The organism is Nitrosomonas europaea, from assembly GCF_900167395.1.
GTDB classification, from domain to species: Bacteria; Pseudomonadota; Gammaproteobacteria; order Burkholderiales; family Nitrosomonadaceae; genus Nitrosomonas; species Nitrosomonas europaea.
This window is the reverse complement of sequence record NZ_FUWK01000003.1, coordinates 128,754-153,788: the sequence shown is the minus strand read 5'-3', so window position 1 is coordinate 153,788 and position 25,035 is coordinate 128,754. Positions and strand designations below refer to the sequence as shown.

General features: G+C 50.9%; 15 protein-coding genes and 1 pseudogene. 2 read left to right on the top strand and 14 right to left on the bottom strand.

Annotated elements, in window-relative coordinates; genetic code table 11:
• The 11 genes from B5D58_RS02410 to B5D58_RS02355 form a co-directional block, all read right to left on the bottom strand.
• The coding region (locus B5D58_RS02410; protein WP_143779542.1) for a helix-turn-helix domain-containing protein at positions 1-165 on the bottom strand (165 nt) is incomplete at its 3' end.
• A 109-nt stretch (positions 166-274) separates the two neighbouring features.
• Positions 275-739 carry a hypothetical protein gene (locus B5D58_RS02405; protein ID WP_041356758.1) on the bottom strand — a complete coding sequence of 155 codons (465 nt, stop codon included), beginning with the start codon at positions 737-739 and terminating at the stop codon, positions 275-277.
• Positions 740-764: 25 nt separating this feature from the next.
• On the bottom strand, positions 765-1,103 hold the full coding sequence (locus B5D58_RS02400; RefSeq protein ID WP_011111953.1) for an STAS-like domain-containing protein: 339 nt from the start codon (positions 1,101-1,103) through the stop codon (positions 765-767).
• Positions 1,100-2,053, bottom strand: coding sequence for a hypothetical protein (locus tag B5D58_RS02395; protein ID WP_011111954.1), 954 nt, complete (start codon positions 2,051-2,053; stop codon positions 1,100-1,102). Before B5D58_RS02395 ends, B5D58_RS02400 begins: the two co-directional genes overlap by 4 nt.
• A gap of 920 nt (positions 2,054-2,973) precedes the next feature.
• Positions 2,974-3,864, bottom strand: a complete 891-nt coding sequence (gene galU / locus B5D58_RS02385; protein ID WP_074671126.1) for a UTP--glucose-1-phosphate uridylyltransferase GalU — start codon at positions 3,862-3,864, stop codon at positions 2,974-2,976.
• Positions 3,865-4,214: 350 nt separating this feature from the next.
• Positions 4,215-5,381 (bottom strand): KpsE/RkpR family capsule polysaccharide export protein, encoded by a 1,167-nt coding sequence (locus tag B5D58_RS02380; protein WP_011111957.1) that lies wholly within the window; start codon positions 5,379-5,381, stop codon positions 4,215-4,217.
• Positions 5,378-6,040 (bottom strand): ABC transporter ATP-binding protein, encoded by a 663-nt coding sequence (locus B5D58_RS02375; protein WP_011111958.1) that lies wholly within the window; start codon positions 6,038-6,040, stop codon positions 5,378-5,380. The genes B5D58_RS02380 and B5D58_RS02375 overlap by 4 nt, the downstream gene beginning before the upstream one ends.
• Before the next feature lie 76 nt (positions 6,041-6,116).
• Entirely contained in the window at positions 6,117-6,902 is a 786-nt protein-coding gene (locus B5D58_RS02370; RefSeq protein WP_011111959.1) for an ABC transporter permease, read from the bottom strand.
• A 42-nt stretch (positions 6,903-6,944) separates the two neighbouring features.
• Positions 6,945-8,135 (bottom strand): polysaccharide biosynthesis/export family protein, encoded by a 1,191-nt coding sequence (locus B5D58_RS02365; RefSeq protein ID WP_011111960.1) that lies wholly within the window; start codon positions 8,133-8,135, stop codon positions 6,945-6,947.
• Positions 8,136-8,161: 26 nt separating this feature from the next.
• Positions 8,162-9,496, bottom strand: a complete 1,335-nt coding sequence (locus B5D58_RS02360) for an aminotransferase class I/II-fold pyridoxal phosphate-dependent enzyme (protein ID WP_011111961.1) — start codon at positions 9,494-9,496, stop codon at positions 8,162-8,164.
• Positions 9,493-17,127 (bottom strand): type I polyketide synthase, encoded by a 7,635-nt coding sequence (locus tag B5D58_RS02355; protein WP_011111962.1) that lies wholly within the window; start codon positions 17,125-17,127, stop codon positions 9,493-9,495. Before B5D58_RS02355 ends, B5D58_RS02360 begins: the two co-directional genes overlap by 4 nt.
• A gap of 368 nt (positions 17,128-17,495) precedes the next feature.
• Between B5D58_RS02355 and B5D58_RS02345 the strand changes: the two genes are divergently transcribed.
• On the top strand, positions 17,496-18,737 hold the full coding sequence (locus tag B5D58_RS02345) for an exonuclease SbcCD subunit D C-terminal domain-containing protein (protein WP_011111963.1): 1,242 nt from the start codon (positions 17,496-17,498) through the stop codon (positions 18,735-18,737).
• Between the two features lie 58 nt (positions 18,738-18,795).
• Here B5D58_RS02345 and B5D58_RS02340 read toward each other — a convergent pair whose 3' ends face one another.
• Both B5D58_RS02340 and B5D58_RS13945 read right to left on the bottom strand, forming a co-directional pair.
• Complete coding sequence (locus B5D58_RS02340) at positions 18,796-19,452, bottom strand: dienelactone hydrolase family protein (RefSeq protein ID WP_041356761.1); 657 nt, start codon at positions 19,450-19,452, stop codon at positions 18,796-18,798.
• Between the two features lie 278 nt (positions 19,453-19,730).
• A complete protein-coding gene (locus tag B5D58_RS13945; RefSeq protein ID WP_173251271.1) occupies positions 19,731-19,889 on the bottom strand; it encodes a hypothetical protein in 159 nt (52 codons plus the stop codon).
• A gap of 231 nt (positions 19,890-20,120) precedes the next feature.
• Here B5D58_RS13945 and B5D58_RS02335 point away from each other — a divergent pair, with 231 nt between their 5' ends.
• The gene (locus B5D58_RS02335) at positions 20,121-23,384 is read left to right on the top strand and encodes an AAA family ATPase (protein ID WP_011111964.1); all 3,264 of its coding nucleotides are present in this window, start codon (positions 20,121-20,123) and stop codon (positions 23,382-23,384) included.
• 92 nt (positions 23,385-23,476) lie between these two features.
• Here the strand turns inward: B5D58_RS02335 and B5D58_RS14015 are convergent.
• A pseudogene (locus B5D58_RS14015) lies at positions 23,477-24,733 on the bottom strand (OmpP1/FadL family transporter).
• Positions 24,734-25,035 lie beyond the last annotated feature (302 nt).

Genomic DNA, 25,035 nt, shown 5'->3' with positions numbered 1-25,035 from the left:
TATCAGAGCTTCAACACCTCCTGTTTCCACAGCTGCCTGATAGCGATAGAAAGTATCGCGAGAAAAACCCATCACCTTACAGGCACGGGATACATTGCCAAGCTCAGCTGCCAGATTAAGCAAGCCAATCTTGTGTTTAATGATTTTATGATGAACACTGCTCATGGGATTACTCCTTTACGCTTTCGCGTTTGGTTGATAAAGATTCGCACCTCTATCAAACCGGGTAATCCCACCTCTTGGCAAGACCTGCTGTCAGATCAAATCTGAACTACTACAATTTATTATTCTTTTCCGCTTCTATACAATCTACTAAATCATCAGTGGCGGAATTGATGTCTCTGATCAAAATCTCAATAGAAGTAGCCGGGTAAGGATTACCTTTCATGATGCGTTGAACCATGGAAGGGAAGTTCGACTTGTCAAAATGTTCGAGAGTAATTGTTTTCCTGAACTCAATCATTAATTGAGTCGGGATCTTAAGTTCATTGAATGTAGGGGGTGCCTGCAGTTTTCTGTTGAGCCTGTTTATCCTGAGAGTAAGACTACTGGCTGCTTTTTCATCGAAGATTTTCGAATTATGAAAATCAATTGCAATGTTTTCTATCGCTCTGATTTCTTGAATAGTATTGTTGATTTCTTCTCTTTTTTCCTTTCTTCTTTCCCTGCTGAGGGTGGCTCTGTGTACAAAGAGCCATCCGCCTATTATTAATAACCATGAGACTAGAAGTTGAGCCATAGCCAGCAATTCTGGTAACAAGACATTATTGTGCTACTGCAGGTGTAGCTTCTTCCATGTATCCGCGTATTTCTTCAATTAGGCTCTTGTCTGTAGAGACGAATTCGAATCTTTCTGATAAATCCCGGGTTGATGCAAACTTACCGGATCGCACCAGCCCACCAAACGCTTCTTCCAGAAATGAAGAGTTGTAGCCCCGCACTCCGTCGAGCTCTACCTTAACTTTTTCACCTTTGTCTATGGCTTCAGACAAAGCAGGAACAAGGAGTTCTTCTCTGAATTTTTCACCGTTATACGGGCCATCGGCACGATATCTTCCTGCAGGATATCTGGAAAAATTTTCCCTTATATTAATAATTTTCATAAACCCACCTTACTTAGCGTTACATTCCAGCAAATAATTGTTCCCAATATACTATTTTTTAGATCACGAGAGAAAGGCTCAGTTGCATCCGGACCGAGTCTATACATCCCTTTATTGCTGTAAATAATGACGCCACCTGCTTTGTTTTTGCTGGCAATTTCTATGATGTTCCCAAGGCCTTTCCCCCTGCCAGGCATCTTGGTGCTTGTAGCGTTTAGTTCAACAGATGAAGCAATGCATTGATGATCACTAATCTTGCCAAGTGAGAGCATCTTGTGAAAAATTGATGGATGTTTTTTTGGTAACGATCTTGGTATACCTATCCCTAAATCACAGAAAACAACGGTCAGTTCTCCATCTCTTGCTTGAGAAAACATCCACCAATTATTCTTGGAAGGTTTATGGTTTAGCCCATCTTCTCGGATCTCGGCGTAGGCGTGATGAACCGTATTAGTCATCGCTTCTGCAAGCCCTTTGAATATTCCATCAATTAGAGGCTCGGCTAACTGCCCTTCGTATGCCTCAATTGTGGGCGCACACTGTTCATTGTTTACCACGTTGCCACAAGCTACTTTCCAGTTCAACACATCATCGTACTTATTGGCGTTTTTTGACTTTGGCTTTCTTATTCCACAGAGTTTATAAAGTTCTATCTGGATAAGTACTTCAAATGCTTTAGGATTCTTTGGAGGTATATACCTGAGCCTTGTTTCGTTATTTATAAACTGCTTTAAATAAGCTAATTCTGAATAAAATAACAGAGTTCCCGCAGCAATAAATTTCTCTGTTTGTGTAAAATCGATAGTTATTTCATGTGATCCATTATGTGTGAAATATTTTCTCAGCTTCCCAAGAAATATTGTTAAATTTCCACGGTTTTCATTTTTGTTTATATCAAAAATTTTTGGAGCAACAATGACTTTGGAAGTGCCTTTGTTGCTATCCAACATAGAAGAAGGTTTTCTTCTTGTTCTAAGCAGGACTCTATAATTTCTTCTCTGGATCGCTCTAAATCTGCGTAGTAATTTTATCCTGCTGTACTTCGATAATTTCTTCCCGTTATTTCTGGTAAATAGTAAATGGAGGGCAGACCACAGTCTTCTGATAGGCTTGCAACTTTATTCTGACGAGAGCAGTTGTGCCGCGCCGCCCGCGTTTGATCCTGCCAGAGCGTAATAGCAGCTGTTGGTGTCGATGAGTATTCCAGAATTAATTCAAGTGGTTGATTCTGATTTCTTTCCGGGGAGCGCCTACGCCTATGGCAACCTGTCGCGATGCATCATTAATGATATTTATTGATTTAATCAACGTTTTTCTAAAGACCGGCTCATGCAAGACAAGCCATGCTAATAACGTCTTTTCCCTATGGCCTGTAATTTCTTTAGCGTGCTCACCCAGATACTGTAGTAAAAAATGAGGGAAAAGATGAGATATAACTTTTTTCTCCACGTCGCAGCCGATCCAGGCACTACTTCATCAACGACGGTTGAAGTTACCAGATAAAGAAGTAAAACATTGCTGATACGTTCAATGATCTCGTTAGTGAACAGCAAAAACATCATTCATCCTTTAACGATTTTGTACAAACGGGTAATTTCGCATAACTTCTCATATCAGTTATTGTTGAAATAGCAATATATTCTCCCGCTATTTACAGCTTTCATTTTTTATCAGGCCACTCTGTGAGATCCCGTCGGACAAAAAAATCGCTGGGAAAGGCGAAAACCAAAAGGATAAAACGCACGCTGCCATGGCACCTGAAAAACCATCTGTATTGCTATTTCTGCGCTGGAAGTTACGCTCAAAATGCTCATTTATCACGTCGTATAAACTCCACTTTCTCGCAGACTTTTGCTTTGAGCTGATTACTTCACTGACGTTCTTCAGAGTTTCCCTGGTGCTGAAACGACTGTAACAGCTGTTCAAACTGCGCCCCCACTTCAGGGTGCTTACGCGCCATAGCCAAGGTGGCTTCCAAATAGCCTATCTTGCTGCCACAGTCGTAACGCTGGCCTTTGTAACGATAGGCCAGCACCTGCTCTTCCTGCATCAACGCAGCAATACCGTCGGTCAACTGTATCTCGCTCCCGGTGCCTTTGCCCAACCGTATCAGGTGATGGAAAATGCGCGGGGTGAGTACATAACGTCCAACCACTGCCATGGTGGAAGGAGCCTCTTCCGGATCAGGTTTTTCCACAATGAACTGTACTGCTTCCAGATCATCACGAATCGGCTGGCTGGCCACTATGCCATAGCTGCGCGTATCTTCACGCGGCACCTGCTGCACACCCAGCACCGAGCACTTGTAGTACTCGTACACATCCACCATCTGGCGTATCACGACAGGGTCACCTTCAAGTAAATCGTCAGCCAGTAACACAGCAAAAGGTTCATCACCCACCGCCGGCTGGGCGCATAGCACCGCGTGGCCCAGACCCAGTGCTTCAGACTGGCGGATATACACACACTTCATATCGTCGGGCAACAGATTGCGCACGTACTGCAGCATCTCGGTTTTTCCCCGGCGCTCCAGCTCGGATTCCAGCTCATACGCTTTATCAAAATGATCTTCAATGCTGCGCTTGCTGCGACCCGTGACGAATATCATTTCGGTAATACCAGCAGCCCAGGCTTCTTCCACAGCATATTGTATGAGTGGCTTATCCACCACCGGCAGCATCTCCTTGGGGCTGGCCTTGGTGGCTGGTAAAAAACGAGTACCCAGCCCCGCCACCGGAAAAACCGCTTTACGAATTTTCATGCATCCCCCTTTTCCAGAAAACCAGTTGTAAAAACAACTTACATATCCTCCAAACAAATCTCACATATAAACCTGTCTACTATATCGCGTCTCACGGAGGGGCTGATCAGAGATTCCCTGAGGAATCTCTGAAAAACTACCTGTGTTGCCATTTCTGCGTTAAAAATCAGCTCAAAATGCTCATTTATTACATATAAACTCCGCTTTTTACTCGGCGCCAGCGCCTCGCCCTACGGGCCAGCCTTACGGCTGTTCGCTACGCTTTGCTTGCATCACCGATTTTTGCCTTGAACTGACTGCCTCGCCGACGTTTTTCAGATGCTCCCTGATTGAGCTTGTCACGCAACCCGTCAATCTACATGGTCGAGTATGATGCCTTCCAGCAGCTTCAGGATTCCAGCCAGCATCAGTGCAAACAGCAGTGTAACCAGGGTGTTATAGATACGCCGGGGCTCCATCGGATATTCAGGAAGGGTGGGTGCCTGCAGTACGGAAACTTTATCCAGCATGCGTGTGGCATCGATCCTGCCTTTTTCCAGTGCAGTGAGCGCCGCTTTATAAAGTTCTTGCGCAAAGGTAACTTCCATTTCCAGCCGCTGGAATTCTTCCATCGTGATATTCAGGGTTTTTCCTGTGGGATTGGCAAGTTTTGCTTTTTCATCGGTAATCTGCCGATCGATGGCCGCCAGGGATTGCCTGAGCATTACCAAATTGGGGTGGTTACGATCCAGCGTCCTGGGTAAAGATGCCAGCTGCGTTTTGAGCTGAGCACGCTGCTCCTCCAGTTTGGCAATGAGGGTATTGAGGCTCTCCACGGTTGCCTGGGGTGAAAGCAGCCCTTTCTTGTTCTGATAGGCCAGTAATTTCTGTCTGACCTGCTGGAAGCGCAGTTGAGCCAGATTCACCTGGGTAGTCAGGAAGCTGACCTGTGTTTCTGCCAGTTCATGGCTGATCTGGTTCATGTAACGCTCACCCTCGCGTACCAGCAGGTTTGAAATAGCACGTGCTATTTCAGGATCATAAGCCTGGGCGTTGATCCGGAGCACGCCGGCATAATCATCGTATTCGATTGAAACCCGTGAAAGATAATGGCGATGAAACCATTCCATATCCTTCAGCCACATGCGTGAAAGAAGATCATAGTGCTCATCACTGTAGTGCGCATGTAAATCGAGCTCTGTATCGAGTTTTTTGAGCATATCCACTGAAAGCAGATATTCCCGCAATAATAACTGATCCGCACGGTTCACTCCGGCCACACCGGCAATCAGCATGGACAGATCAAAGCTGGGGGCAGTCACTGAGTCCGTTTTACGAATGATCACGCTTGCTTCCGAAACATAGCGATCGGAGGCAAAAACCAGCCAGTAACCGGTGGCCATGACAGCCAATACCAGAATGAACCCTATCAGGCCCGAAAACAGCCGTATGGAAAACCGATTTCTCCTGGTATGTCCGAGATAATCACTTAGTTTGCCTGGCTGAGATTCAATTACACTTTGCTGGAGTTGCGTCATTTTTGTACGGTGTCCTTATACGCTTTGAAGGCTTCCTCGATTTTGTCGAACCACTGCGCTTTACCCTGATAAAGCAAAATACCGGCCTCACAAAATTGCCTGAGTGTGCTTTCGCTGTGAGCGACCATGATCAGTCCGGCGCGATTGGTCATCCCTTTGAAAGCGGCGGCTGCCTTGTCACGAAAAGCGGCATCCCCTGCAGCAGTCACTTCATCAGAAATATAAATATCGAAATCGAACGCAAGTGACATTGCAAACTGCAGGCGCGAGCGCATCCCGGATGAGTAGGTGTTCACCGGCTCATCGAAAGCATCTTTCAGTCCGGAAAAATCCTGTATGAATATCAGCCGTTCAGGAAGATCATCCTGGTGGCCATGCAACCGGCAAACGAATTTGGCATTCTGCCGTCCGGTCAGCGTCGGTTCCAGTCCACCCTGCCCCATTGGCCAGGAAAGCCGGCAGCGACGTTCCACTTTTCCTTTATTAGGGTGATCGATACCGCCGATGATACGCAGCAAGGTAGATTTGCCCGCGCCATTTGAACCGATCAGACCGACATTGACATTACGCGGAATCGTCAGATTGACGCCTTGTAATATCCATTTACCAGGGCCATGGTCTGTTTTATAGCGCTTATATACATCTTCGATAACAATCATCCTGAAAACCCCAGTTGACCGCTTGTTTGTTGCCTTAACATCATGACAATTTTCAACTTTATTTCCATTTTCGTATTCACCTCATCACCAGCTGTAAAGCAAAGCGGCGGTACAGTATCAAACCGAGAAATATGCCGGAGATACCCCATGCATAAAGATATTCCATGCTGAGGCCCGGCACGGTGTGGTAGTAGGGAAAAAAGCCTGCACGCGCCAGTTCAAGCCCATGTGCAATCGGATTCAGCAGCAACAGATCGAGATAAGGCTGGGGTATGGCAGCCAAAGGCAAGATGACGCCGGAAATCAGGTACAGCGGCAGCATCAGAATCTTGAGGACATGTTCCATTTCCGGGACAAGCTCCATCAATACCGATGCAACCAGACCATAGCCAATACCAAACAGCCACAGCCCGAAGTTGGCCTGCAAAACCAGTAAAGCATCGTATGGCCATGCTTCGTGACCCAGCAGGATCGCGGTACCTATTATGATGATCGAAATAATCGACATCAGAAAAGCTTCCAGCACCGCACGCGCAAGGACCGGATCAAACGGTTTGACCTGGCGATAAGTGAACAAGGGCCGGTTGGAATCGACCGCATAGGTCACCTGAACTGCTGTCCGCCGGAACAGAAAGAACGCCAGCATACCGACGATGATCCATACCGCGACATCGGCATTGCCAACCGTACGCATACGAATGACGGTAAAGATGAAAACCAGGAAGCCGATGTGCAGAACGGGTTCGACCAGCAGCCAGAACCATGCAGCCCGCATATCGAACAGCCGGTCGAGTGCTTCACGCAGAAAAATCGCCTTCCAGACAGCAAAGGAAACAAGCAGCGGATTTCGAGCTTCAGCCATAGCCATACCTGAAAGAAAACAGCAGTGGATTGGGTCGAGTCATCAATTCAGCAGGAACATTCGGTTGATCGTCAGGCCGGGCATCGCAACGGATATCAGCAGCTTCATGAATTTGTTGAATTCAGCTTCCGGAGAATTGGCGACATAAATCACATCGCGATTCTGGACCGGAAAATTCTGGGTGACGAAGAATGATGCGGGATCACGCAAATCGACCTGATACACCACTGGCACAGTCCCATCGGCTCCGGCAGTCAACGAATGACCGGCATCGACCAGTTTTGCATCTTCAAACCGGAATATGAATACACCGCGTGCATCGGCACGGTTATCCGCCAGGCCGCCCGAACGCGCCAGTGCCTGTGCCAGAGAAATACCCTGAGCTTCGAAGAGTACTTCTTCATTCTTACCGGTTGCCCCCAATACCGAAAAACTCTGCGGCTGATACAAGGCAGTAATCACATCGCCGGGTTTGAGCAGGATATTCTGCTTCGGATCCCGAATGACCGAGTCAAGCGCCATGGTTGCTGTCACATTGGCGCGTGATAGCTGAACTGCCATACGATTGATGGATTGTTTGACTCCACCGCTTATGGCCAGCGCATCGAGCAGTCTTTCGCCTTTGGGTGTCAGTGCCATCAGTGTGCTGTTATTGACTTCGCCCACGATCGTGACGTTGGATGTATTGTTTTTGATGACCCGCACCAGTACCTGGGGCTGGTTGGCTTTACCGTACAGCCGTACGATGATTTCTCTTTCAATCTCCTGGGCAGTACGCTCCCTGACGGAAACCCGGCCGGCAAACGGTATGGCAATTGTGCTGTCCGACGTCACCATTTGTTCCGGAAAGGTAACCCCTCGCGTGGTCGTCGGGCCGGCTGAAGGGTCGAGAACGATTGCGCCAAACAGCATGGCGGGGGGAGCTTCCCAGATGGTGACATCGATCACGTCACCCGGGCCGATGATGTAGTTATTGGTGGATGAACTCGGGAAAATATCGGCAAACTGGCCCAGTTTTTTCGCTTCAAAAAGTTTTCTGGCAAGCGTGTCGTCGACACCGACCAACCCGATCCCTCCAATCTGGCCGGGTTCGCTCTTTTTCAGGATTTGCTCCCGGCTTGCCCCGCTGGAAGAAACCCAGTCAGGCTGAGTTGCGCAACCAGACAGCGCACTTATCAGCATGATTCCTGCCAGCAATAATCCGATACGAATAAAGTGATTCTCCGTGTTCATATTTTTCTTGTTAACAGGCAAAAGGATTAGTGGAGACCCGTCAGTTTCTTCATGACTTCACAGGTATACCGTACGTGCTGATCGGTATGCATGGCTGACAGGAAAAATCTGAGTCTTGCGGCTTTCTCTTCAACCGCGGGATGGATGATCGGCTGGACATTGATACCGGCATCGAAAAACTGGTTTGACAGCCGGGCCGCTTTGAGCGAGCTGCCAATGATGGCGGGAATGACGGCATAGCCCTGAGCAAGGCCGGTATTGACGCCCAGAGATTGCATCAGCTCCAGAAATTGCTGCCCTCGTTCACGTAACCGTGCTACCCGCTCCGGTTCTCGCTGCATGATACGCAACGCTTCCAGAGAAGCAGCCGCCAGGGAGGGCGCCATACCGACACTGTAGACAAAACCTGGTGCTGCATATTTCAGGTGCTCGACAAGCGCCCGTTCTCCGGCAATGTAACCGCCACATCCAGCCAATGTCTTGCTGAGCGTGCCCATCCAGATATCCACTGCTTTGCCTTGGATACCGAAGTGTTCCCGTACTCCTTTTCCTGTCTCTCCCAGTACTCCCAGGGAATGCGCTTCATCCACCATCAGAAAGGCTTTATGGTGCTGTTTGATGCGGATGAGTTCCGGCAGATCCGGAATATCACCATCCATGCTGTAAAGCCCTTCGGTAACGATCAGCACACGTTCGAACTGCGCGCGGATCTCAGCCAGGATTTGTTCAAGTGCCGCCATGTCATTATGTGGAAATGAACGACGGGCTGCGCCTGAAAGCTGAATCCCCTGCAATACACTGTTATGGATGAGACTGTCGTGAATCACCAGATCTTTCGGGCCGAAGAGACAGCCGATCGTGCTGACGTTGGTCGCATGTCCGCTGACAAATACGATGCAGTCATCCACCTCATATAAATTAGCCAGCGCTTCTTCCAGTTTGCGCTGAGCCGGTCGCTCACCTGCCACGAGTCTGCTTGCAGATGCCGATGTACCATAGCGATCGATAGCTTCTTTTGCCGCTCGGCTCACGGCAGGGTGGCCGGCCAGTCCAAGGTAGCTGTAATTGGAAAAATTGATGAATTCACGTCCACCGATGAGCGTAGTTGCTCCCGCCACGCCATCGTGTGACCGGAAAAACGGATTTACCAGACCCAATCGCTCGGATGCTGCCTTGGGAACCAGCATTTTTTCATAGCCGGGGAAACGGTCAAAACGGGTAAAGGCATCAGGAATCGACGAGTAACGGGTTGGACACTCCGCCGACGCAGGAGCAGCACCACCCGCTACTTCCATTTTTCTGCCAAGAATATGATCTATGAGATGTGTTCTGGCTTTCCGGGTAAGACTGAGTTTGTTCATGCGATTAGACTTGTTCCTTGTTGAGCAAAATGGCGTACATCCTCACTCAGGATGTCGATTTCTTCCGGCATCAATTCCTCTCCGTGCTGACGGATAAACTCGGTGACCTGGCTGACTGATTGTTCTCCCTCCGGCATATCCCCTTTATTTGTCAGTTTCTCGACGATACGTGCCGTGACTGTATGAATCGTGGGCGCATCGTTGAGCATCATGACCGGTAACTGGATACCAAAGCGCCGCTCCAGCCCCAGAGCAAGCTCGACCGCCATCAGCGAATCCATACCATGATCATGCAGGGAGCGCCCTGACTCGATACGATCCGGGCTGATGCTCAGGATCTGCGCAACCTCCTCCACTACAAAGCCACGTACGATTTCTGTTACCTCAGCCCGGGTTTTTCCAATAATGAACGTCCGAATATCAATCGATTCGGTAGTTTGAGAGGTGCTGCGTCTGTTCCGGTTGAGAATAGCAAAACGATTACCGCTCGCTGAAGGCAGCAGATGGCTCAGCGTATTCCAGTCGAAGTCAGCAGGAATAACAAATCCGGTTTCGTCATTGAGTGCAACATCCAGTTGAGTGAGCGCTTCTGCAGCCGGAAGAGGCGGTTTACCGAGGCGCTGTTCGAGACTGTCTCTGACGGCTTGATTACGCGCGAGGTATCCCGTGTCGCTGACAGGTCCCCAGGCAATGCAGGTGGCTGGCAAACCCATGTGCCGACGCATAGCCGCCAGCCCTTCGAGCCCTGCATTGGCAGCCACATAATTGGCCTGCCCCGGATTTCCGATTGCGGTAGTAACCGAGGAGTACAGAATGAAATAATCCAGCGGCGTGCCGAGCGTGGCCTGGTGCAAATGCCAGGCGCCCAGCAGTTTGGCATCCATGACATTGCTGATGCGCTTCTGATCGAGACTGGAAATCAGCTGATCGTCGAAAACCGCTGCTGCATGCAGCACACCTTTGAGAGGAGGCAGTGTTTTACCGATACGTTCGATCAGCGTATCAACCGCTGCAGCGTGAGTGATGTCGCACGCCTGTGCGATCACTTTTACCCCTTGAACCGCGAAAGTTTCGATGATTTCCTTTGCTCCTGGCGTATCCATACCACGGCGCCCTGCCAGCACTAAGTGATCGACACCCCGTTCTGCCAGCCAGCGGGCAGATTCCAGGCCAAAACCGGAAAGCCCGCCGGTGACCAGCCATGTACTGTTTCTTTCAAATCGTATTGCCGGAACAGGTTGTAAAGGCTGTTCGATATCTGGCCGTGCATCTGCCAGAGACACGACAATTTTGCCGATATGGCGTGCTTGCTGCATCACACGGAAAGCATCCGTAATGCGATTGGCTGAAAATACCCGATAAGGCAGTGGTGCCAGTGCCTGTTCACGAAACAGTGCCATGACCTCATGAAAGAGTTGTACGGCAAGCCTGGGACGCGCAGTCAGTAACTGATCCGCATCGATGCCGAAATAGCTGATATTGTTCTTGAAGGGACGCAAGCCAACCGGGGTATTTTCAAAAAAATCGCGTTTGCCCAGTTCAAGAAAACGGCCAAAGGGTTTCAACACATCGATACTGCGACGCATGGCTTCACCCGCAAGTGAATTGAGAACCACATCCACTCCTTCACCTGCAGTGGCATCAAGAATATCGTCAGCAAATGCCAGGCTGCGTGAATCGAACACATGATCCGCTCCCAGCAATTTGACGAAATCCCGTTTCTCATCACTGCCTGCAGTGGCATAAATTTCCGCGCCAAGATAACGTGCAAGCTGGATGGCAGCGATACCGACTCCCCCTGCTGCACCGTGAATCAGTACCCTCTCTCCCGGCTGCAGAGCTGCCAGCTGCTTGAGCGCGTAATAGACGGTCAGAAAAACGGTGGGTACAGTCGCTGCGGCCTCGAACGACCAGTTCTCGGGCATAGGTGCTACGGCATCTGCTCGCGTGATGACATGGCTGGCAAAGCAGGAAGAACCGAATCCCATGACCGCATCACCGGGTAACAGGCCTTTTACACGTGCCCCAACCCGGCTGATGATCCCTGAAAATTCCAGCCCGAGGCTGGCGCCTGCAAAACCATTTTCGACGGCCTCATCCGGAAGCAGGCCCATGAGGTACATGACATCACGGAAATTGAGGCCGGTGGCCCGGGTACATACTTCAACCTCGTCATCACCCAGTTGACGCTTAACATCAGGCAACCAGACGAGGTTGCGCAATTGTCCGGGGACGTGAAAATCAAGATGAAATCGCTCATCCTTTTTCTCTGACTGCTCTGTCGTCCTGATCTGCTGGTTCGTTGCTTCCTGCATGACCAGGCAGTAGCGCGCTGCTGCGGAAAGCACAATTTCATTGCTGCCATCCGGGACAAGCAGTTCATTCACCAGCCGGTCTGCCAGATTGACGGTTGCCGGGTTACAAACCAGATCGATGAGTGTGCAGGCGAGCTGAGGATATTCGTTCATGACGACACGGCCGAATCCCCAGAGCGCAGACTGTGCCGGACTGGATTCCGACTCGGCCGGGCATCCGCTAATGAGCGTACCGCCACGGGTCACGAGCCAGAATTGAGGTGTTTTCCCGATCCGGGCAGCCAGCAGCTTCACATCCTCCATCAACCGGGTTACCGTATCCGCAGCCTGGTCAGGAGTATCGTTCCAGCCCGGCAGATGAACGATGTGGTCAGTATTCTGCAAAAGATCATCATCTATCCGGCTGGTGATGGTTACCTGCTGTCCCGATGATTGCAGCCGGTTACTCAGGTGCCTGGCCAGGGTTGCGGAAGATTCGTCTGCTACCAGTAACCACGAGGCAGTGACGGGCTCGGGAATAATGGCACTATCTCGTGCGGGGCATCTGGCAAGCAACAGATAAGCTCCCTCGGCCAGACCTTCTGCAGCGGGCTCAAAGAATGTTTCTGTATCCGTAAATCCCGCATCCTTCAGCAATTGTTGCCACGTTGCGGGCGATAACAATGGAGATACTGGTAGATCTGGCGTTTTGTTGCGCTGACGCCACCAGCCGGGATCGATCCCTTCCAGAAAATTGGTACTCCAGTCTGAATGCTGTTCAGCCAGCAAAAGAATGCCCCCGGCAGCCAGCAGATGCCGGATTTGAGCCAGCGCTGTGTGTGGGCTGTTTGTCCGATGTAATGCGTGATGCAGGACAATGACATCGAATGCATCAGGTAACCGACGATCAGCAGACAGTTTCAGTGTGGCAGGCTCATACCGTGCCACGACAATGCTGGCATCCTCCTGATATTCGATCTGCTGGCGTGCCTGCATAGCTTCATCCGGCAAGGCCAGAACATAGTCGAAACGATCTTCGGGTAATGAACCCGTCAGTATTTTCGGCAGTTCACTGGAACCAGCGGTGATTTCCAGAATTCGCAGCCGGCGTGATACAGGCCAGCTGCCTGCCAGATTTCTGAATATTTCCTCGAGAGCAAGCCGCATCCCCAGATAAACCGGATCATCGTGGTAACGCATTTCAGCCACAGGTGAATGTTTCAACTCATTCAGCAATTTCAGCGCATCAGTTTCTCCACACAACAATGCCGGCAATTGCTGACCGACTCTCCCCATGAGCATCAGCTGCGGCAGGTACACCGGGAAATCATTTAGCAGTGTTTGCCAGACTGTTTCCGGTGAAGGCAGATCCGCATCGATAGTGACAAACCACTGGCCGGCATCATCTTTATTCAGCAATCCTTCAGTGATCAGCAGATTCGCCAGCCAGCGGGCGTGGGCAGTTGCATGAGATCCATCAAAAATCTGCTGCCAATCCAATGGACGATACTGTTGAATCTGCCGTACAGCCTGCCAGGCAAACGATAATGTCAACGCTTCGGTAAGTGGAAGTATTTCCTTGAATAAGGTATGACGATCATGTTTGACACGATCGAATTGTGCTCGTACTTGTTCGATGAGGCCTGCTACAGGCGGCATGGCCGTGGTCATACCATCGAGCGGATGGGGCTTAAGCCAGGGAACAATACGCCAGTTCGATATGTTCTGCTGAACGTGACGCTTGAGGTGGGCAGCACGGAACCGGCAGGCCGAAGCACTGGCGATCAGATTATTCTGATTGTCCAGCAGTTCGAAATCCGCCAGTGCGGAACGGGTACCATGACGACATAGTCTGGCACGCAAGAATGCCACTTTTCCATTGCCGCAAAAATTCAGCTTACCCATTTTGACGGGAAGCAAGGCGATCCCCTGCCCGGCATCGATTGCTTCACCAAAGAAATCGATCAGTGACTGAAAGCAAAGATCCAGTATTGCCGGGTGCAGCAGATAATCATCGAAATGCTGTAATTCGGGGCAGGATAGAGTAGCCTCAAGCCTTTCTGCTGCGATGTTTATATTGCTCACGCCTTGAAAACCCGGGCCATAATCAAGGCCCAGCTGTGATGCACGCTGATAATGGATTTCATGCCCGACGTGTTCAGCAGATACTGCGGGCGCATCGATACGCGCCACAGGAATTCTGTTGACTGCTTCCAGAATGCGTCCTGAAGCGTGCAGCGTCCATTCGTCATCGCTGAGCCGCTGGCGACTTTTGATCTGGAATCCACCATCACGTGGATTGAGAATCAGATGGGTGGTACGTGCATGTTCACCATCAAAAACCATCGGGGAGATGATATCGAGTTGCTCTACTGTGAAATGCTTTCCTCCCAGCCATTCACGCGCAGCAGCCAGTGACATTTCGGCATACGCAGCACCGGGATAGACGATAGCACCGCCTACCTTGTGATCTGCCAGCCATGGCAAGGTGACCGGATCGAGTGTATTCTCCCAGAGGGTATCGACACCCGGAATACGCCAGCCCAGCAGTGGATGTACCCGGCGACGATCCAGCGAATGTAATCCCTCATTCGTCCACGGTATCCAGTGCCGTTCCCGTTGCCACGGATAGTTGGGCAGACGAACCCGCCGGCCCGGAACAGAGAAATAAGTTTGTAGCGATGGCCGCTCAGCAAGAAGCTGTGTACGCAGCACGGTTTCGGTAATTCTCTGCAAACCGTTGTCATCACGGCGCAATGTCGGGATCACACGCCCCTGAACTTCAGCCGCAGCCAGACATTCACCCATATACCGCTGCAAAATCGCATGTGGCCCGATTTCAATCAATATTCTGCAACCCAGCCCGGCAATTCTATTGATCGCAGCAGCAAACTGAACCGGTTGACGCACGTTACGCCACCAGTAACCCGCATCGAGCAAACGGCCGTCAATCTCATTGCCGGTAACGGTTGAAACAAACGTGGCTCTTTCCGTGTAAGCAGGAGCAAGTTCACCCAGCTGACGAATCAATGGTTCTTCAATGGCATCCATCTGGCGACTATGGAAAGCATAATCGAGATCGAGCAGCCGGAAGAAAATGCCCCGGGATTCAGCCACGCTCTGTATTTGCTGCAAATCTTCGAGAGGGCCGGAGAGCGTAACATTGCCGGGACTGTTGATTCCGGCTATTTCCACTTCAGCATCGACACCCAATGTGGTGATAATTTCCTGTATCGCTTCGACAGACAGACCTACCGCTGCCATCCGGCCTTTTCCACGAGTCAGCCCCTGTGCCTGGCTGCGAACACAAATGACATGAATGGCCTGTTGCAGATCCAGCGCGCCCGATGCCCATGCAGCCGCAATTTCACCTACGCTGTGCCCTGTAACGGCTGAAGGCTCAATACCCTGCTCTCTAAGCAATGTGGTAACACCCACCTGGATGGCAAAAAGCAGCGGTTGTGCAACACGCGTATCATCCAGTCTGGAATTTGTATCCTCTGCTTCCAGCTCGGTAATCAGTGAAAAGCCTGCCTGTGGCAGCATGATTTCATCAATTTCACTGAGAATTTCTTTGAACCGGGGAGATTCAGCAAGCAACGCACGCCCCATCCCCGCCCATTGGGTACCATTTCCCGAGTAGACAAAAGCCACTCCCCCGCTCTGCGGCAACTCATCCTCGACAAAAACCCGGGAAACCATGTCACCTTTGGCATAACGATCGAGCAGATCGACTGTTGAATCCACCTTGCCGGTATGCAGTGCCAGTCTTTTTTCCATTTGCTCTCGCCGATAAGCCGCTGCATGGGCAATGTCATAAAATTCCTGCGGAGATTTGCCTTTCAGCAGTTCGACGTAATGCTCCGCCGTAGCGCGTAAAGCGGCCTCAGTACGGGCAGACAGGAAGAGCGGCGGCAATGATTCCATGGTCGATGACGTATCAGCCTTGCTATCTTGAGGAACAAACTCCTTTAACAACACGTGGGCATTGGCACCCCCAAATCCGAAAGAATTGACGCCGGCAACAAGTGGTTTCTTCCGTTTGCGACTGAATGGCTTATATTTCCTGATCAGCTCCAGGTTCAACGCCTGGAAATCGATATGCGGGTTAGGTGTGTGCAGATGGATCGCGGGTGGCAGCGCCCGGTGTTTGAGCGCCAGTATTGTTTTGATCAGGCCGGCCATGCCCGAAGCCGGTTCAAGATGACCGAGATTGGCCTTGACCGATCCAATGGGTAACGGTCTGGTACGTTCCTGACCATAAACCATACCGATCGCCCTGGTTTCAACCGGATCACCTACTACTGTCCCGGTTCCATGCGCTTCGATGAAATCAACTTCTTTTGATGAAAGCCCACTGCGAGACAGTACCGCACGCATCAATTCAGCCTGGCCATCGCTACTGGGAATGGTAATACCGGTTTTCCGGGCACCATCGGCATTGACTCCACTGGAGAGAATGACTGCATGAACATCATCGCCATCGGCCAGCGCCTTTTCCAAAGGCTTGAGCAACAGAACGGCAGCACCTTCTGAACGCACATAACCGTCTCCTGAAGCATCGAAAGGTTTGCATCGACCCTTGGCAGAAAGCATGGATGCTTTGGTGAATCCGACAAACGGATAGGGATGAAGCAATAAATTGACTCCGCCAACCAGAGCGGTAGAGGCTTCCCCGTTACGCAGGCAATTACAGGCGTGATGCAGCGCCACCAGCGATGAAGAACAGGCTGTGTCCACGGCCAGTGAAGGGCCGTGCAAATCAAAAGCATAGGAAATACGGTTGGCGGCAATACTGAGTGTATTGCCCGTCATCGAGTGCGAGGTGATGACAGCAAGATCATCCACTTCGCACATACCATAATCAAACCCGGAAATTCCCACATAGACCGCGCAATCCGAACCTGCCATGGAGGAAGGGGGAATTCCGGCGTTTTCCATGGTTTCCCAGGTCAGCTCCAGTAAAAGACGCTGCTGAGGATCGAGTACCGCTGCTTCCCGTGGTGAAATCCCGAAGAAGCTCGCATCGAATTCTTCTATATGTGATAAAACACCTGCCGAGAACGTAATACTGCGGCCGTGCTCCGAACGTTTATCATGCTGTAATTCATCGACAGCCCAGCGATCTGCCGGAATCTGGGTTACGAGATCACGTTTTTGTTTCAGTGCGTTCCAGAAATCGGTTTCATCGCTTACATCTCCCGGAAAACGAAAAGCAAAGCCAACGATAGCGACAGGAGATGAAGATGATTTGTCAGTACCACTTTCTTGTGTGCCAGTATTCAGTGATTCGCTTCTGCTATCATCCGTAGCATGCTTATTAATGGATCGACCCATTTTTTATCCTTCTAAAACGACACCGTGTCATTCCCGGTAACTTTGAATGCAGCTTTTACTTAGGAAACCTCTGATCAAGTCCCACATGGCCGCACACTGTATTTCGCAGATGGGATACAAGGCGAGTGAGGCAGTGAATGGCTGGCTCCTTCACAATGAGCTCAACGCTGCAGTCCGTCTGCAAAACTTTCCGCCGGGCCTGCCGATCTCGTCTTTATGCCATAAACATATATATATGATTCCTGGAAAGGATAAGTCTTTACATGCTGAAGTAAACTTTTGAAGTAACCGGTTACAACCCTTCATTTCCCGAGATAAGGATCAGTTACAACAGATTCCGGGCTCCCTTACCGAATTTTGATCATTCCATGAAAATTCTTCACACCTCTGACTGGCATATCGGCAAGACCTTATATGGCCACAAACGGTATGATGAATTTGAAGCCTTTTTCAGCTGGCTGGTGGAAACGATCGAGCAGGAGCAAGTCGATGTATTGCTGATTGCGGGTGATATTTTTGATACCAGTACCCCGGGCAACCGGTCACAGCAGCTGTATTACCGTTTTCTGCACCGCGTTGCCGCCTCCGCCTGCCGGCATGTCGTCATCATCGCGGGGAATCATGATTCTCCTTCCTTTCTCAGCGCTCCCCGGGAATTACTCAGAGCACTGGATGTGCACGTCACAGGCAGTCTGTCCGGCAACCCGGCAGATGAAATACTGGTTCTCCATGATCCGAAGGGTGATGCGGAACTGATCGTCTGCGCCGTTCCACATTTGCGGGATCGGGATATCCGCACGGCAGAGGCGGGAGAAAGTATGGAAGACAAATCGCGCAAACTGGTCGAGGGAATACGTGACCATTATGCCGAGGTAATCAACCTGGCCAGGCTGCAGCGCACTGCACTTTCATCGTCCATCCCGATTATCGCGATGGGGCATTTGTTTGTTGCCGGCGGACAGACTGTTGAAGGCGATGGCGTACGGGAATTGTATGTCGGATCACTGGCGCATGTTCCGGCCGGAATTTTTCCACCTGATATCGATTATCTGGCGCTTGGCCACCTGCATGTTCCACAACGTGTCAATGGCTCCTCCGTCATGCGCTACAGCGGCTCTCCTCTGCCGATAGGCTTCGGTGAGGCCGATCAGGAAAAGAGCGTTTGTTTGATTGAATTCAACCGGCAGATTTCTGCAACCCGCCCTGCTGTCAGCCTGATCAATATCCCGGTTTTCCAGCCACTTGAACGTATCAGAGGAAACTGGCAGGTAATCTCAGACAGGATATCCATGCTTTCTGCAGCGAACTCCTGCGCCTGGCTGGAAATCAATTATGAAGGCGACGAAATGATCACCGATCTGCAGGAACGTCTGCAATCAGCCATCGAGGGGTCACGACTGGAAATTTTGCGCATCAGAAATAACCGGATCATGAACCAGATACTCGATCAGATCGATGATGGCGGAACACTGGAAGAGCTCAGTGTCAACGAGGTATTCGAGCATTGTCTGTCAGCCGCGGCCATCCCGGTGGAACAGCGAACAGAACTGTGGCGCACCTATCAGGAAACCCTCGTTTCTCTCGATGAAGAGGATATCAGGGCTGAGTAGCCATCAAAATGCAACTCACTCGGGAAATTCAATTTCAGGGTTTGGCAGCCATGATGAATCAGTCCTCTTCCACTTGATCACACAAATATTCCGCTAACCAGTCGGCTGCCAGGCTGGCAGCCTGTTCCAGCGCACCCGGCTCTTCAAACAAGTGAGTGGCGCCCGGCACCAGGCTCAATCGTTTTCTGCATCTCAGCATGGCGTAAGCCTGCTCATTCAATTCGATCACACCGTAATCCGCACCACCAACGATCAATAAGGTTGGCGCAACCACCCGGCTCAAAGCGGCTTCTCCTGCCAGATCAGGGCGTCCACCACGTGATACCACAGCGGCAACAGCAGTTCTCATTTCGGCCGCCGCCTGCAGTGCCGCAGCAGCACCGGTACTGGCACCGAAATAACCGATCTTCAACGCCTTTGTTTCGGAATACTCTTGCAACCAGGCCGTCGCTGCGAGCAAACGCTGTGTCAACAGGCCGATATCAAAGCGCAGGACATGATTCTGATCTTCCGCATGTGTCAGCAAATCAAACAGCAAAGTGCCCATGCCTTGCTGTTGCAACACTTTTGCAACATAGGTGTTACGCGGGCTGAAACGACTGCTGCCGCTGCCATGCGCAAACAGCACGATACCTGTTGCAGCCGGCGGTACTACCAGTTCGCCGCCAAGTTCAATTGCATCGACTGTACCCGCCGGAATTTTTACTGCGGTCATAGCATTCCTCCAATTCTGACTGGAACACGCTGTCGAATTGATCGGCAAACGACCTAAAATGGCCCGTAATCCGAATATGGTAAATTAGATGGTTGGTTCGACTTCATACCGGCCACGCATCACACTACAGGTATTTGCAAAGATGATTCGTCAGTATCTGTAATATCTCTTTTACCGTGGCGGGTCTTATAGTGCTGAGCCACGGAAAACAGGTATGAATATTAAGCGCCCAATAAAAAACCGCCCGTGAAGGGCGGTTATATTTGTATTGTCATATTTTATTTCTCACTATTTTGTTCTGCTTTATCTACATTGTCAGGCATGGAATCACGTTCCATTGACATGCTTGGAGGATATTGACCTGGTTTGGGATCCATACATGCAGTCAATGTAGTAGCTGCGAACAACAGTGTTGAGATGACGAGTACGAGTTTCATTTTCAGTCTCCTATAAGAAAAAGTACATTCACAATATAGTTCTTCCAACAGTTCTGACTTACTGTCCCCTTTTTAGAAAGACATCTATTTGATACCAGATACGATATGCCCTGTCAAGAATTTTTTAGACGTATGCTTGACAGCATCTGATTACCATAAGACAACTATATTTTTATAAAACAGCAGCTTGTTTTGATCATCATCAACGGAAATCAGGAACGAAAATAACACATGCAGATATTGCAGGTACGCCTCAAGAATCTGAATTCACTGGTCGGCGAATGGGAAATCGATTTCACCGATCCCGCTTTTGTATCGGATGGTATTTTTTCGATTACCGGCCCGACCGGTGCAGGTAAAACGACGGTGCTCGATGCAATTTGTCTGGCGCTATATGGACGTACCCCTCGCCTCGGAAAAGTCAGCAAAAGTGAAAATGAAATCATGTCGCGGCAGACAGGTGAATGCTTTGCCGAAGTAACTTTTGCTGCTCAGTCCGGCTGCTTCCGGTGCCACTGGAGCCAGCACCGGGCCCACAAAAAACCGGATGGAGAATTACAGAATCCCCGGCATGAGCTGGCTGAAGCTGATTCCGGAAAGATACTGGAAACCCGGCTTACAGAAGTCGGCAGACAGATTGAGAAAATCACCGGAATGGATTTTGCCCGCTTCACTCGCTCCATGTTGCTGGCGCAGGGAGAATTTGCTGCATTCCTGCAGGCGGCGCCGGATGAACGTGCTCCGATTCTGGAACAGATCACCGGCACTGAAATATACAGCCGCATTTCCATCCGTGTGCATGAAACCCGGGTATCCGCACGCCGGGAGCTGGATCGGCTATCCGCCGGTCTCAATGGTATACAACCGCTGACCAGGGCCGATGAACAACAGTTTCACACTGATCTTGCACAAAAAATTCAGCAGGATGCCGGATTGAATGAGCAGATTGCGCACGAGCGACAAATCCTTGTCTGGCTGGAGAACATCGCCCGCCTCGAATCGGAATTGCATCTGATCGCCGGACAACAGCAAGCATGGTTAAGCCGGAAAGAAGCGCTGACTCCTGACATCAGCAAGCTCGACAGCGCCAGCCGTGCGCTCGAGCTGCTTGGTGAATACAGCAGACTCACTTCGATCCGGAATGAACAGGAAACTGACCGGAATAATCTGGCTATCTGCGCTGCCTCCCTGGCCGGGCTTGAACAGGCCGTCAAACAGGCCGAACAATCCCTGAAATCCCTCAATGAACAATGTGATCGCCAGCGGGCAAAACAGCGGGAAACCATCCCGCTGCTCCGCAAAGTACGGGAACTGGATATTCAGATCCGGGAAAAAGAATCTCCCATCAGCACGGCAAGCAAAGGAATTACAGCACAGAAAAAAACACTCGCTGCTCTGCGAAACCAGTATCAGCAAAATGAAATCCAGCTTGCCGGACTGCAAACGACACTGGCCGGTTTATTACAACAGCTCCACGTCATTCAGCCGGATGGAGCACAAATGGATTTTGCACATAACCAAAACCTGTTGAACCGGAAACAGGCTGAATACAGGCAACTGCTCGAAAACCGAAGCCTGGCAGACTGGCGACAGGAAATCGCGGTACTGTCCGGGCAAAAAACGCTTGCAACCCGGGCGATTGAAGCCATGCAATCACTGGCTGCATCGAAGCAGATTTCTGCCGAACTGGAAAAACACACCTGTTCGCTGCTGGCCGGAAAAACACAGCTTGCGAAGCAACTCGGAGCCGAGGAAGAAATGCTGGGCGCACTTGAGCGGGAAATCAGCCTGCTCGAAACACAGGCGCTGCTGCTCAAAAAAATCAGCCACCTTGAAGAGGCCAGACAACAGCTGAAAGATGATGAGCCCTGCCCGTTGTGTGGCGCGCTGCAACATCCTTATGCAGCAGGAAATACCCCCCGGCCGGATGACAATATCACGGCGCTGAATCAGGCAAGAACGATGCTGAAAACCCGGATCGACACTATCTCGACATTAAAAATCAGACAAGCGGAAACAAACAGGGACATCGAACAGACCGCCTGCAGACAGCAGGAAATCCACAGACAGATTCAGGCGGATGAAACACTGCTGCAGCAATGCGCCGTATCATTGTTCCCCGGCCTGCCATCTGCCGCCATGTTTCCGGAACTGCCTCGGTTGCTGCAGGAAACAGATGACAAACTGGCCCGAATGACCCGTATTCTGCAAACAGCAGAGATACTGGAAAACGAAATCAGTGTGCAGCGTGAATCTCTGGATAAAACCAGAGAACTTGAGCAAAAAATCGGGATACTGAGGGTGCAGCACCAGCATCAGTCCACACAGATCCGGCAACACGAAGCAGAACTGCAATTGCGACAGGAACAACTCGATCAGCTCCAGCAGGAACTTGGCAATCTGCGCACAACACGCCTTCAGTTGTTTGCTGACAAACAGCCCGATCAGGAAGAACAGTCATTAACCACCGCAATAGAGGCAGCACAAAAATCAGCAGATAACGCTCGTCAGCAGTTGGAAACAGAAATACAACAGTACAACCGATTGAAAAACCGGGCAGAAGATCTGGTAAAAACCATCACCACCCGCGCCGTACAGTTAGAAAAGCTGCAGGAAACCTTTGCTGCACGGCTCACTCAATCCGGATTTGCTGATGAAGCGGGCTTTACCGCTGCCTGTCTGCCGGAAGAAGAACGCAGACGCCTTGCACAGCGCGCTCAACAGCTTGCGGATGAGAAAACCATGCTGGATACCCGGCAAAAAGATAAAACGATTGCGTTACAAGCTGAACAACTGAAGTCCATGACAGACCAGCCCCGGGATTTTCACGACCAGGTACTGGCACAACTGATCACCCGTCAGCAGGTACTACAACAGGAAATCGGCGGACTACGGCAAAAGCTTGCAGATAACGAAAACAGCAAACAAAAACAGCAGGAACAGCTGCAGGTAATCGAGGCACAGAAACGGGAGTGTGCCCGCTGGGATCTGCTGCATGGCCTCATCGGCTCAGCAGATGGCAAAAAATACCGCAACTTTGCCCAGGGACTGACTTTCGAAGTCATGATCCGCCACGCCAACCGGCAGCTGCAAAAACTGTCCGACCGTTATCTGCTGATCCGCGATCCGGTCCGGCCGCTGGAGCTCAACGTCATCGACAACTACCAGGCTGGCGAAATCCGGTCCACCAAGAATCTTTCGGGAGGAGAAAGCTTCCTCATCAGCCTGTCGCTGGCGCTTGGCCTTTCCCGCATGGTGAGCCGCAACATCCGGGTCGATTCCCTGTTTCTGGATGAAGGTTTCGGAACACTGGACGAGGAAGCGCTCGATACTGCGCTGGAGACACTCGCCCACTTGCAGCAGGAAGGCAAACTGATCGGGATCATTTCCCATGTTACCGTCCTGCAGGAACGCATCAGCACCCGCATTCAGGTCATCCCCCGATCAGGCGGAAGAAGTGTATTAGCCGGGCCGGGTTGCAGGCACTGCCAATAACGATCTCTGGAACATCCCGCTCCCTGATGTTAAAAAACATTGCGAGCAGGTACAGCCGGTGAAACGATGTAAAAGCTCATACCCGGAAAAAATCAGAATTTGTAAGTGATTTGCACTGCGACTGAGTTCTCATGCAGCCGGTTGGTTATCCGCGTTCCGGGAATCGGCTGGTTGATCGGGACAGCACCTGTACCATTACTGATGAAAGCGCCGGACTGTTCCGCCGCAAAAGCGTGATAGTAGGAGAAATTCAGTCCCAGCCGGCGGGTCAGCTCGTAGCCGGCACCCGCAGTGAGGTGATGGCGGACGATGGCCGGAGCAAATACGTTGAAAAACTGCTGTCCGGCAGAAATGGGATTTCCACCATAGTTATACCCCGCACGCACGGCAAAAGCAGGCGTAACCTTATACTGTGCACCGAGTGATACCGTCCAGATATCTCGCCATCCGAACCCCTGAACAAACGGCCCCGAAGCGGTCATTGCCCAGTTCTTCTGTTCAAATCCCCTGGTACCGCTGTAATTGATCCACTTGACATCGAGCGCCAGCAATAATGGCGCAACGGGCCGATAACTCACGCCACCACCGACGATCATGGGATAGTCCAGTCGAAAACGGAAATTCGTTGGCGTCCCATCAGGATGCTAAGAATTCCAGGAAAAATTGCCGAACCACTGCGGGCTCTTGAATACCAGACCCAACATCAGGTGATCGAACAGCTTGTAGGTTGCACCGAGGGTGAACCCCCATCCCCACGCAGATGCATCCCGTGTGCCTGTCGGAAAACCAGATGCATTGGGAACAGCCGCCGGCCAGGGATCGGTTACCAGTGAGGCCCAATCGATATTCACTCCTACACCGAGCGATAAATCCGGCGTCACCTGATACGCTGCCGAAGGCGTCATCTGCAATACCCGGTAATCCGAGTAAACCGCGCCAAACCCGCCCAATGACTGCGGCAGGGCCAGAGGATTGAAATTTCCGCCGGGATCCGGATTATTGGCCGGGTAATCCACACCAAATCCCGCAATACCCAGTGCCGAGAATCCGAATGTCCAGGGACTCTGTGTCCGGTATACCACGCCAAAAGCAGGCAGAAGCGCCGCACGGATCTCGCTGTCCACCGTACCGGCAGGGCCGCCACTGATGACTCCGGTATGGCTCCGGTCGGGCGCAAAGAGTTCTACGGATAATTCGAGCGCGTTTCCGGTGAGAAACGAGATGGATGACACATTATTATAGTTTGCACCGATCACATCGATCGATGTCGCAATCCCGGCCCCGCCCATGGACTGGTTGATGGCGCCAACCCCGTGAAGAACATGACCATTGGTTGCCAGTACCGGCATGGCGTGCAAGGCGATCACAGCCGGAATCAGTTTCCACCCGCTTCTTTGTTTCTGCATGATATTTTCCCGTTACAAAAATAGTCTGCCAATGTTAATTCCCTGATCTGGCAGGCAAACCGGATAAAAAAGCAAATATTCCTGCCTTTATCTATACGGAACCGTTCCCTCCATTTCAGGCAGCAGGTTTTATCGCGTGGCTGAATGATCGGCAGAAAAGACGCCTGAATCCCCTTCTGTTCGTTCTCAAGCCATCGTCATCCCGGCCGAAAAACAGGTTGTTAAACAGCACTGCGATCACAACG